This is a genomic window from Bellilinea sp. (assembly GCF_034432615.1).
In the GTDB taxonomy this organism is placed as follows: domain Bacteria; phylum Chloroflexota; class Anaerolineae; order Anaerolineales; family Anaerolineaceae; genus Bellilinea.
Genome location: NZ_DAOUBL010000101.1, coordinates 1 through 10,983 on the forward strand (window position 1 = coordinate 1; position 10,983 = coordinate 10,983).

The following is a 10,983-nucleotide window of genomic DNA, read 5'->3' on the forward strand; positions in this document are numbered from 1 at the left end:
GGTCTTTGGGTAGCACCCCGCTAAAGCGTGGCGGCAACAGGGCAGCGATGCGACACATTACCTCGTCCGTCTGGCGGCGCAGGTCTTCTTCGCGGTTTTCGCGAGAAAAAGGCGGCAGCCGGAAGGGTTTGCCGAAGCGCGCCACAATCTCCCCGCGCCGCAATTTGAGCAGGGATTTGAGTGCGGTGTGTGTGCCGGTGATGCCGACCGGGACAATCGGAACGCGCGCACGGTGTGCCAGCAGCACCGTGCCGGGTTTGCCCTCCAGCAGGGTTGCCGTGTTGCTGCGGGTGCCTTCCGGGGCAATGCCCAGCGCGCGGCCGGCCTGCAGGGCGGCAAGCGCCTGCCCAAAGGCGGTGAAGTCGGCTTTGCTGCGGTCAATCCAGATGCCTCCCGCCGTTACCGCAAACCAGCGGAAGAAGGGGTATTTGAGGTATTTATCCGCTACCAGTGCGGTGATGTCGGGGCGCACCGGGTTGACAAACAGCACGGGGATATCCAGCCGGCTGATGTGATTGGTGGCAACGATGACTCCGCCGCTGGGCGGCAGATTTTCAGCGCCGATGAAGGTGGTGCGGGTCAGGTGGCGGATGAGGAAAGCCACCACCCGCTGCAAGCGCCGGCGCGGCAGGGGTTGTTCGGCAGCCTGGGCCGGGGAATGCGGGGAGGCGTTGGCGTTCATGTAAATAATTGTATCACCGGCGGGTGGAGTTTTGCAAACACTGCCCCGCCGCTTTTAGGGGAAATGCGTTTTTATGCCCGTGGAAAGAATATTGCAAAAGTTGCGATTTTAAGCCCAATCGCACCTTCAGCGCAGGCGGAAGACCGAAAGCACTCTGGCGTTCCCCAGCCGCAGGGTGAAAATCTCATCGTTATAGGGATAATCCTGCGGATGCCAGCGGTAATTGGTGATGAAGTAGTCGGCTTCTTCGATGTTTTGCATGAAATTCAGCCGTCCGGCCTGATCGGGCGGCAGAATTGCGGCGTTGGCCTCGCCGGGAAAATTGGCAGCATAAATGTTGATGAGCGGACGCTGGTCATGCTCCAAAATTGCTTCCAGCCCGCGCCGGTAGGTCAGTCCCCAGTAGTCCATGTCGAAACGCATTTTGACCGTCTGCATATCCGGCCCGGCCAGACGGTTGAAGTACAGGTTCTGATAGGGGTGGTGCGCCGCCATCCAAAGCGCTGCCGGAGCGAAAATGACGGCTGCCAGGATAACCGTCAGCGGCAGGTTGAGCGTGTTGTTGCCAATCCGCCGCCGGATTGTGCCGGAAAACCAATCCCAGCCGGCGGTGGCAAAAATCAACAAGGCCGGGTAAATGAAAAACATTTGCCGCCAGGCATCATACATCGGCGCTCCGCGCACAGCCACCGCTCCCAGCGGTAATCCCAGCCAGAGGGCTGCCAACATCAAAGGCGTGCTTTCCACCGCCAAAAGGCTCTTCGGACTGTGCAGCCACTGCCAGATTGCCCTGCCAATGCCCGTCAGAATCAGCAAAAGGCAGGGGATGGGGGTGGTGATGCCGATCCAGACCGGCAGGTAATGCCAGGGCAGCGCCTGCGGCGAAAGAAAATGCCCCATGTAAAGGACGGAGGCAAAATGCGGAAAATTGGCCATGATCTCGAACGCCTGCGGGATTTCGGTGAGCGGCTCGCGCCAGAAAACCGGGTAAAACAGGAAGGTCAGCCCTGCAAAAATCAGCAGATAGACCAAACCATGCCCGGCTGCCCGGCGCAGCGGCAGCCGCCCGGCCAGCACATCCCGCCCCATCATCAGCGCGGTGAGAGCGACGAGGAATACCCCCGGCAGACGAATGCCGGTGGTGACCGCCGAAAACAGCCCCGCCAGCAGAACGCGTTGGAAAGATGGATTTTTCAGGTAGTACTGCAAAGCCGCCGCTGCCCAGATAACCGCCACCATGAACGGAATATCCTTGCTGTTATAAAAGGCATCGGCAAAGATGCGCGGACTGAACACCAGCAAACCCGCACCGAACAATGCCAGCCAGCGGCGGGGAAAGACCCTCTCCAGCAGCAGATAAAAGCCGATGACCCCTGCCCAAAAAGCAAGAAAGGTCAAACGGTGGCGGCTGATGAACATTGAGCGTGGAGAGGTTTGATCCATGAACCGCACCAGAAACATCTCGAACAACGGCCCGTAATGACGATCTTTCAATTCCAGTAAAGCCGGGTCGGCGTGAACCACATAACGGTAATTCTTGATGCCAATGTCCACTTGAATTGGCTCATCCCATGAAATGCCGTAATCTGCCGCAAGGTGCAAGCCGGCCGCTAAAAAGACGGCCATCAAAAGCCCAAAGACGAGCCGCGGCGGGGTTAGCAGACGCTGTAGGCGATTCATTTCCCTTACCGTCCAAAAATCAGGTGAAACCAGCCGCTGAGCCGGTTGAACAGGATTGGATTGTGTTCTTCAAACAATTGCTCACCGGCAGCAAACCCACCCAGCAAGCCAACCGCCAGCCCGTAGCAGGCCAGCGCCACCATCACGGCGGTCAACAACGGGCGCAGCCAGCGGCGGGAGCGCAGTTCGGCTTGCAGCCAGAGCAGGGTCAGCCAGGCAGAAAGCGAAAGCAGCGGCACGATTTCGATTTGAAAACGCATGGATGGAAAAAAGTACAGCAAAAGGATGAAGGTTTGTGCCAGTCCGCTGCCCAGCAACGCCAGCAGCAGCCAGCCTTCAAGCGGAAGTGACCCGCCTTTAGCGGCGGCGGTTAAGCCGCTGCGGCTCAGGCACGGACGCAGCCAGCGCCACAGCAGCACTATACCGCCCGGCAGGATGACCAGCAGCGGGAAGACGCTCAGCCAGCCGGCCTGCGATTCGTGGGCAATATAATGCTCCGGCAGACGGATGAAAGAAGGCCAGCGGGTTTCGGGAATGAAAGGCACAAAAACGAACGGAAATTCGGCCTGCCAGATGGGTGGGCGCAGCAGATAATGGTACAGGTTGGGAAGCAGGTAACGGGTCGAAAACACCCACGAGCGTTGCGGAGGATAACCGGGAATGCCCAGCTGGTAACTCAACCCGCTTTCCAGGGGGTTGCCGAATCGGGCAGTGTTGTAGGCCATCAGCAAGCCGATGCTGAAGAGGATCGGCAGGGCAAAGGCAGCGCTGGCGGTGAGAAAGGAACTCATCCGCCCGCCAAACCGCACGCGGTTCAGCCAGAGCACCAGCACTACCAGCCAGAATGCCGAAACCAGCAGCGTCATCCGGCTGCCGATTGCCAGCCCCAAAGCCGCTCCGGCAGCCAGATACCATCCCACCGCAGGCTTGGGTTTGATGACGGCTTCCAGCAGGGCAGCAACCCCGACCAGCAGAAAAAACTGCCCGCCCAGAACGGCCGCCTCATACACGCCCGGCCGGCCGGTTGGCCAGAGCAGATAAAGGTTCAGGCTGATTGCCGGCAGAAAGACCAGCAGGTAGCCGGCCCTGAGCGGGGAAGGCACAACCTGCCACAGTCGGTAGGCAATCCATGGCAGCAGCCCGGCAATGCCCAGCAAAAATCCAATCGCTAAAACCTGATCCTCGATGACCCGGTTAACCACACTTTTGACTGCTGCCAGTACCAGCGCCGGGGTCGGACCCCAGTACAGGTAGAACCTGCCCTTGTAGTAGGAAATATCCCACACATAGCGCGCATCCTGACGGTTTTCATACGGGTAGGGGTCGGGGATGCTGCGTAAAGATTCATCCGGCTGTTCCAACAGTGCCAGCTGCCCGTGGCGGAAGGCTTCCGCCAGGCGGTCATAGTAGGTGTGCGGATAAGAAAACCAGCGGGTAAAAGTACCGGCAGTGGCATACCCCATCACCGCCGTCAGCGAGAAGAGGATTGCAACGGTCAGGGCAAACCGCCGGCGCCGTTCGTGGGTATTGAAGGCGGGCAGACGGTACAACCCGGTGGTAAAGCGGCAAACAGCGCGGTAGAGCGGCGAGGCTTTCAAGCCGGTAAGCCAGCCCAAAACCAGTGCTTCCAACCGTTTCAAGTGCAGGAGTACCCGCTCGGCGCGGTACACCAGCGCGGCGCAGCCTACGAGGGTGACACCTCCGATGAAAAGCGCATAGCGTCCTGTGCCCCAGCCGGGGTCGTTATCCAGTCCAATCTGCTCGGCCAATACGGCAACGCCGAGCAGAATCAGCCCTGCTGTAAAAATGAACCCGGCCCAAACCCGACGCATCAAAGTAATTCACCCGAAAAGGATTTCAGCGAGCGGAATTATAACACCCCTGTTCAGCCCCTTTGTTGCCGGTGGTTTTCCTGCCGCCCCGTTTCAAAAGGACATGTTTGCGTTACTCCGAACGCAGCGGTACGTACCCATGCCGAAGGGAATCTCCTTCACCCAATTGTTGATATCTTAGCCGCTTTGTGCATGCGATGCCATTCATCACCAAGGTGCAAAGACGCAGAGAAGAAAAAAGAGAATCCTCGGCGTCCTGGCGATAAACCTTTTTTAACTTGTAAAGCCATGTAATTCCTCGCTTGCTCATAAGGACATAGGACGGTTAATGTCACGCCGAGTGCAGCGACACTCACCAGACCTGATAAATTGCCCCCTCCTTCGCCTCCCCCAATATCGCGAAAGCGAAATTGGGGGAGGTGGGTGGGGGTCACACATCAAATTGCCGCGCTCGCTCAAAAGGACATGCCGTGTGGTTATAATGCAACACCGAAAGCAGCGTCGCTTGCCAGCGCTGATCAGATACCCCTTTCGGGCAGGGGGTTCGTTGCGCTGCTGACTGGGTTTTGCGCTTATTCCGAACCGACTTAAATCAATACGGAGAGGGGCGGTAACCCGCCTCTCTCCGTATAATGAACCGCTTTGTCTACCCCTGCCGATTCAGCTGCCAATCAGTTTTTGACGCTGAAAACGGTGCAAACAGGCTGCCAACAAAGCGGCATCGGCAATCAGCAAAAGTCCCCCGCCCAATGCCATCACCGTGCTCAGGTTGAGGGTTGCCAGCCGCGCGCTCAACTGGATTTTGATTTCCTCCGGCAGAAATTGAATGGAAAACATGGGCACAAACCACACCAGCAGCATGACCGCGCTCAGTTTTTGATAAGCCTGCCGGGCAGTTTTGGATGTCAGCGAGACCAGCACACCCAAAGCAGAGATTAACAAAGCGGCCAGCAGACAAAAAACCAGCCCGGCCAGGAAAACGCTGGCGGAGTAAAACCGCCAGCCCTGCTCGGCGAAAGCCAGATTGACGGTGAGAGCCCCCAGCAGCAGACTGGAAAGCATCACCCCCAACGCATACAGCACGGCAGCCGCAATCTTGCCCAACACAATCACTCTGTCCGGCAGGCGGCTGGCAAGCAGGGTTTCCAGCGTGTGTCGTTCGCGTTCACCGGCGATGGCATCGGTAACCATGCCGAGCGCCAGAAAGACCGGCATCCATGTCCAGATCAACACCAGCAGAGGGGTGGTAAGCCACTCGCGGCCGCTCTGCAGGGGCATGAAAATACCCAGCAGCGCAAGGATGATCAACAAACTGAACAGCCCCGAACGCGCACCCCCGCGCGCCAGGAACATTTCTTTCCATTCTTTCCAGACCATGGTATACAAATCAAGCAACATGTTCTTCCTCCAGCAAATTCAAAAAAGCTTCCTCCAGCGAAGGGCTGCTTTTGCGCACTTCTTCAATTTGAGCGCCCTGTTCCAGCAACAGGCGCACCAGCGCCGCGCTCTCCGCCTGTTCGTGGAGGGTAATTTCAAGGTGATCGTTGACCCGCCGGGCTGTCTGAACCTCAGGTTGGCGCTGTAGATTTTGCAGCAACCCATCCCCAAAACCGCGTCCAAATACTTCCAGGCGGGGTTTACTGGCACGCAAACGCAGCGAGTCTGGGCTGCCCTGCGCCAGCAGCTGGCCATTGCGAATCACGGCTACCCCGGCGCACAGTTTTTCTGCTTCGCTCAGGTTGTGGGTGGTGAGGAAGATGGTAATGCCTTCCTGCTCGACCATCTGAAGCAAGTCCTCCCGCAAAGCGGCGGCGGTTGGCACATCCAGGCCGGCGGTAGGTTCATCCAGAAAGACCAGCGCCGGGCGGTGCAACAGCACGCGGGCGATGGCCAGTTTTTGTTTCATCCCGCGGCTCCATTCGCCAACGGCTTCTTTGCGCCTTTCCCACAGTCCCAATCCTTCCAGCAGTTGTTGAATGCGTGCCTTGCGGGCGGCGGCATCCATGCGCCAGATGCGGGCGTAAAATTCGAGGTTATCCTCGGCGCTCAGTCTTTCGTACAGGCCGGCATGCTCCAGCAAAGCGCCGCACCGCTGCCGGACGGCTTCACCCTGCTGGAGCGGATCCATACCCAACACCCGCACCTGTCCGGATGTGGGCGGCAGCAACCCCAGCAGTAAACGAATGGTGGTGGTTTTGCCGGCGCCATTCGGCCCGAGCAGACCGAAAATTTGACCGGCGGGAACCTGCAGGGTGAGATGATCCACGGCGCGCAGGCTGCCAAAGTCGCGGGTCAATTGGTCGGTTTGAATGGCAAAAGTACTCATTTCCTACTCCTCTGATTGAGAACTGATTTGATTAATCCAGCGTTTCATTTGTGTCAGATATTGTTCCAGTGCGGCTCTGCCCTGCGGCGTCAGCGCCACCAGCGTCAGCGGCAGTTTGCCGCGGAAGGTTTTTTCAATTTGAACGTAGCCGCTATTTTCCAGTTTGCTGAGGTGTGCCGAAAGATTGCCTTTGGTCAGCCCGCTTTCGCGCTGCAGATAGAGAAAGTCGGCTTTTTCGACAACGGCCAGCAGGCTGACGATTGCCAGACGGGCCGGCTCGTGCAGCAAGCGGTCAATTTCGCTCCAGGCAGGCAGGTTTTCTTCGCTCATGGCTGATCCTCATGCCCGGCAGGCGGCAGGGGATTATTGCGCAGGTATCGGATCAGCGTCAGCGCACCGCTCACCAGAAAACCAGCCCCCAATCCGCCAAAGAACAGCACCAGATCAAAAGGTTGCGGCAGGGCAAGCCAGCTGCCGAGCAGCCCAATCACCGTTTGCCAGACAGCCAGCAGGTAAAAGCGCACCAGCCCAACCTGAATGCCAATCAGTACAATGAGGAGAGCGGTGAACAGGCCGGTTACTGCGGGTAACAGCCGTTCCGCCTGCGCAGCGCCAAGCAGACTGCTCAGCAGTGCGACGGTGACGGCAGTCCCCAGGGCAATCCCGGCGGTGCGGAAACGGCGCGAGGGCCTGGGGCGTGGATAGATGACCAGACCGGTGCGCGGATAGGTGAGGCGCTCTTTGAGGCGTTGTACCCCTGCGCGGGCAATCACGGCCCCGCCAATCACCACCAGCGGCAGCACCACTGCTGAAAGAAGCCCTTGCCACTCGGGTGGAGAAAAGCGGGCAATGGCCAGATTCAGCAGCGCCAGCAGCAAGATGACCGACCCGCCGGCCAGCTCGGAAAGTCCGTCTTCATACCAGTAGCGGCGGGTACGTTTTTGCATCGAATCTAACGGTGATTTCATCGTTCCTCTTTTTTATAAACTGGTTTGTATCACAAACTAGTTTATAATATTTCTTGTATTTTGTCAATAATCAGAGAGGGGATTCCCGTCAGCACGGGTGGGTGTTGCTGCGCGCGGAGGGGCATGGCCTGACATTGTGAAAAAAGATTGATTGCCAGGACGCATAGGTTGCTTTTTCCCCTCTTTGCGCCTTCGGGTTGAACGTCGTTGCATTCGCAAGCAGCTAAAGTGAACATCAAGGCCTGTCCTTTTCAGCGCCCGCCGGCTGCTGTTTAACCGTTTTCGACCCGGAGAAAGCCATGATAACGGCAAGCGCAAGGGTTGACGATTTTGGGATTCTTGCTATAATTGGGGTGCGTTCGAAAACTGCGGGCGTGGTTCAGTTGGTAGAACGTCTCCTTGCCAAGGAGAAGGTCGTGGGTTCGAGTCCCATCGCCCGCTCTCTCAATCCCCTTACGAGGGGATTTTTTGTTTAGCGCAGCAAACGGCCGAACTGCTCCTGCAGGTGGAACGGCTGGTGTGCGGTGAACCAGCGGCGCAGGGCACTCACCGCCTGCCGCGCGCGGCGGCGCTCGCCTTCATCCAGGTTGAGGGCGGTAAATTCATCCTCATCCAGCAGCAGGCTGCTGCCATCCGGGTAAACCAGCAAGTCCAGCGCCAGGTCCACATACTCCACCTGTCCGTTCAGCAATTGTGCCGGACGGGTGATGTTGCAGTACCAGCCCTTCAGCGCATCTCCCTCACGGTGGTGAATTTCAAAAATGTTGTACCAGCGGTGGGTGAAATAGGCTTCCACAAAACGATCCCCCTTACAAAGCCAGATGCCGTGAAACAGGCGGTCTTCGCGGTCAAAGTAGGCCTGCAGCAGCACACCTCGCGCGGCGCGCTGCAACACCTCACCGGTGTAACGCCAGACTTCCCGACCGCTGGTATCCTGCTTGATCACCGCAACGGTTTCAGACATCCCCCACCCCGCTTGCTTCACGCAGGCAGTACAGGGCATCGGCATGAACGGCCAGCCGCCCCTGCCAGCCAACCGCCAGCGGTTGGCGCACATGAAAATACAGGCTGATGCCGCCGCTGTGCAGGGTGATGCGGTAATCCTCACCGCGGAAGATGACATCTTTGACCTGCGCAGCAAAGGTGTTGACCCCTTCATCGGCAGCAGCGCCCGCCAGCCCGCCCGGACGCAGCAGCAGGGTGACCGATTCCCCCTTTGGCGGTACACTGCTGCAGGATAGGGGTTGGAAGATGCCCAAATCGGTTTGCACCGTCAGGGGATGCGATTCGATGACGCGCCCGCGCAGCAGATTGGTCAGCCCCAAAAAGCGCGCCACCCAGAGGGATGCCGGGCTTTGCACCACCTCGGCCGGCTGCCCGCTTTGCGCCACCTGTCCATCGTGCAGCAGAATCAGGCGGTCGGCAATCGTAAAGGCCTCTTCCTGATCGTGGGTGACGTAAATGGCCGGTACGCCGCTTTCATGCAGTACCTCCCGCAAAAATTGCCCCAGTTCTTCCCGCAGGGCGCGGTCGAGCGCGCCTAACGGCTCATCCAGCATCAACAGGCGTGGATGGGGTGCCAGCGCGCGCGCCAGCGCCACCCGCTGCTGCTCGCCGCCGGAAAGATCGGTGACCCGCCGGTTGGCAAACTGGTTCAGGTTGACCCGCTGCAGGACTTCCCGCACACGCTGCTCAATTTGTGCGGACGGCAGATTCTGCATGCGCAGCCCAAAAGCGACATTCTGCGCCACGCTGCGGTGCGGAAAAAGGGCATAATCCTGAAACATCAGTCCAAAGCGGCGCTCATGCACCGGAACGCCGCGTAAATCGTTGCCCTGCCACAACACCCGTCCGCTTTCGGCTTCTTCCAGCCCGGCGATGATGCGCAGCAAGGTGCTTTTTCCGCTGCCGGAAGCCCCTAGCAGGCAGACCGTTTCACCGGCGGCTACCTCGAAAGATACCCCGCGTAACAGCGGCTGGCCTTCGTATTGTTTGTGGATATTCTCGACGGTCAGCATTGTCCCTGTTTATACCATGAACTTTGCTCAGCGGGAGCCTTCCTCCGGCAGGCGCAGCCGCTCCAGCACGGCAATGCCCAGCCCGCATACCACCAAAAGCAGGGTGGACATGGCCAGCGCCTGCCCGTAATTCAACCCGCCCGGCTGACTGATGAAGCGGAAAATTGCCACCGGCAGGGTGGGGTATTCGGGGCGGGCGAGAAAACTGGTGGCGCCAAATTCGCCCAGCGAGATGGTAAAGGAAAAAATGGCAGCCACCAGCGCAGCCCGCGCCAGAATGGGCAAATCCACCTCCAGCCAGACGCGCAGCGGCGAAGCCCCCAGCACGGCGGCCGCCTGACGCAAATTGAGCGGGATGGAGTTCAGCACCGGTGTGAGGGTGCGCACCACAAACGGAAACGCCACCAGACTGTGCGCAATGGGGATGAGCAGGGGGAAGGAACGCGCTTCCAGCGGCGGGCGGTTGAAGGTGAGAATGAAGCCCAGCCCCAGCGTGACCGCTGAAGCGCCCAGCGGCAGCATCAGCAGGGGATCGAGCAGGCGGTTGAGCGGAGAGCGGCGGCTGAGCGCGGCGGCCGCCGGCAGCCCCAGCCCGAGCGAGATGCCCACCGTCACCGCGGCGTAAAACAACGAATTGCGCGCCGCCTGAATGGGCGGCACATAAAACAGCGAACCGCGCCGGTTGATGAACAGCTCGCGGTAGTAATCCAGCGTCAGGCCGCTTTCAAATGTGCCGCGCTGACCGCGGGCCGGCTCAAGACGCGCCACCGAGCGGGCGGCCAGGGCTGCCAGCGGCAGCACCAGCAGCGTGAACAGCATCAGCACCACCGCCCCAACCAGCGCTTTCTGACGCAGGCTGCGCGGATGGGCAGCTCCCTCGCCGCGCAGGCGGGGGGTGAGCGGGATGTTCAGCCGCGAGGCAACCCGCGTGTACAGCACCGTCAGCAGCAGGGTGCACAGCAGCTGCACCAGCGAAAGCAGCCCGGCCAGCGGCAGGTTGAGCAGGTGCAGCGCCTGAATGTAGATTTCCACTTCCAGGGTGGCAAAGCGCGCCCCGCCCAGAAGCAGAATCACCCCAAAACTGGTGAAGTCGAACAGAAACACCAGCAAGGCCGCTGCCAGCAGCGCCGGGCGCAGCAAGGGCAGGGTCACTTCACGAAAGGCGCGCCAGGGTGAAGCCCCCAGCACGCGCGCGGCTGCTTCCAAACGCGGGTCGAGCTGCTCCCAGGCGCTGCCCACCACCCGCAGGACGATGGTGGTGTTGTAAAAGACATGCGCCAGTAAAATGGCGGGCAGCGAATTGAGCAGATTCAGCGGCGGGGTGGGCAGGTTGAACCACTCCATCGCCAGCAGGTTGAACCAGCCGCGCGGGCCGATCAGTGCGTTAAAGGCGGCTGCCACCACCACGGTCGGCAGGATGAACGGCAGGGTGGAAAGCAAACGCAGCAGCCGCTTGCCGGTAAATTCAAAGCGTGCA

Annotated in this window: 10 protein-coding genes and 1 tRNA gene; 1 reads left to right on the forward strand and 10 read right to left on the reverse strand. The window is 59.5% G+C overall.

Translation table 11 applies throughout. The features are described from left to right. From VAE48_RS04600 to VAE48_RS04630, 7 genes are all read right to left on the reverse strand, one after another. Positions 1 to 682, reverse strand: a 682-nt coding sequence (locus VAE48_RS04600) for a lysophospholipid acyltransferase family protein (protein ID WP_322792147.1), incomplete at its 3' end; no start/stop codon positions are given. 126 nt (positions 683 to 808) lie between these two features. Continuing rightward, on the reverse strand, positions 809 to 2,362 hold the full coding sequence (locus VAE48_RS04605; protein ID WP_322792148.1) for a hypothetical protein: 1,554 nt from the start codon (positions 2,360 to 2,362) through the stop codon (positions 809 to 811). A gap of 5 nt (positions 2,363 to 2,367) precedes the next feature. Continuing rightward, positions 2,368 to 4,194 (reverse strand): hypothetical protein, encoded by a 1,827-nt coding sequence (locus VAE48_RS04610; RefSeq protein ID WP_322792149.1) that lies wholly within the window; start codon positions 4,192 to 4,194, stop codon positions 2,368 to 2,370. A gap of 660 nt (positions 4,195 to 4,854) precedes the next feature. Beyond that, positions 4,855 to 5,592: an ABC transporter permease gene (locus tag VAE48_RS04615; RefSeq protein ID WP_322792150.1), complete on the reverse strand. Its 738-nt coding sequence runs from the start codon at positions 5,590 to 5,592 to the stop codon at positions 4,855 to 4,857. Continuing rightward, a complete protein-coding gene (locus VAE48_RS04620) occupies positions 5,582 to 6,520 on the reverse strand; it encodes an ABC transporter ATP-binding protein (RefSeq protein WP_322792151.1) in 939 nt (312 codons plus the stop codon). Before VAE48_RS04620 ends, VAE48_RS04615 begins: the two co-directional genes overlap by 11 nt. Before the next feature lie 3 nt (positions 6,521 to 6,523). Next, a complete protein-coding gene (locus VAE48_RS04625) occupies positions 6,524 to 6,850 on the reverse strand; it encodes a transcriptional regulator (RefSeq protein ID WP_322792152.1) in 327 nt (108 codons plus the stop codon). After that, positions 6,847 to 7,488 carry a hypothetical protein gene (locus VAE48_RS04630; protein ID WP_322792153.1) on the reverse strand — a complete coding sequence of 214 codons (642 nt, stop codon included), beginning with the start codon at positions 7,486 to 7,488 and terminating at the stop codon, positions 6,847 to 6,849. The genes VAE48_RS04625 and VAE48_RS04630 overlap by 4 nt, the downstream gene beginning before the upstream one ends. A gap of 368 nt (positions 7,489 to 7,856) precedes the next feature. On the opposite strand from VAE48_RS04630, the gene VAE48_RS04635 reads away from it, so the two are divergent. Continuing rightward, positions 7,857 to 7,929 (forward strand) — tRNA-Gly (locus VAE48_RS04635). 31 nt (positions 7,930 to 7,960) lie between these two features. On the opposite strand, the gene VAE48_RS04640 is transcribed toward VAE48_RS04635, so the two are convergent. From VAE48_RS04640 to VAE48_RS04650, 3 genes are all read right to left on the reverse strand, one after another. Continuing rightward, positions 7,961 to 8,452: a DUF402 domain-containing protein gene (locus tag VAE48_RS04640; protein WP_322792154.1), complete on the reverse strand. Its 492-nt coding sequence runs from the start codon at positions 8,450 to 8,452 to the stop codon at positions 7,961 to 7,963. Further along, a complete protein-coding gene (locus VAE48_RS04645) occupies positions 8,445 to 9,506 on the reverse strand; it encodes an ABC transporter ATP-binding protein (protein WP_322792155.1) in 1,062 nt (353 codons plus the stop codon). Before VAE48_RS04645 ends, VAE48_RS04640 begins: the two co-directional genes overlap by 8 nt. 27 nt (positions 9,507 to 9,533) lie before the next feature. Further along, positions 9,534 to 10,983, reverse strand: a 1,450-nt coding sequence (locus VAE48_RS04650; protein ID WP_322792156.1) for an ABC transporter permease, incomplete at its 5' end; no start/stop codon positions are given.

Bases quoted from the DNA above. Each gene is read 5' to 3' on its own strand.
- VAE48_RS04605 (WP_322792148.1), bottom strand. From the start codon at position 2,362: ATGAATCGCCTACAGCGTCTGCTAACCCCGCCGCGGCTCGTCTTTGGG.
- VAE48_RS04610 (WP_322792149.1), bottom strand. From the start codon at position 4,194: ATGCGTCGGGTTTGGGCCGGGTTCATTTTTACAGCAGGGCTGATTCTG.
- VAE48_RS04615 (WP_322792150.1), bottom strand. From the start codon at position 5,592: ATGTTGCTTGATTTGTATACCATGGTCTGGAAAGAATGGAAAGAAATG.
- VAE48_RS04620 (WP_322792151.1), bottom strand. From the start codon at position 6,520: ATGAGTACTTTTGCCATTCAAACCGACCAATTGACCCGCGACTTTGGC.
- VAE48_RS04625 (WP_322792152.1), bottom strand. From the start codon at position 6,850: ATGAGCGAAGAAAACCTGCCTGCCTGGAGCGAAATTGACCGCTTGCTG.
- VAE48_RS04630 (WP_322792153.1), bottom strand. From the start codon at position 7,488: ATGAAATCACCGTTAGATTCGATGCAAAAACGTACCCGCCGCTACTGG.
- VAE48_RS04640 (WP_322792154.1), bottom strand. From the start codon at position 8,452: ATGTCTGAAACCGTTGCGGTGATCAAGCAGGATACCAGCGGTCGGGAA.
- VAE48_RS04645 (WP_322792155.1), bottom strand. From the start codon at position 9,506: ATGCTGACCGTCGAGAATATCCACAAACAATACGAAGGCCAGCCGCTG.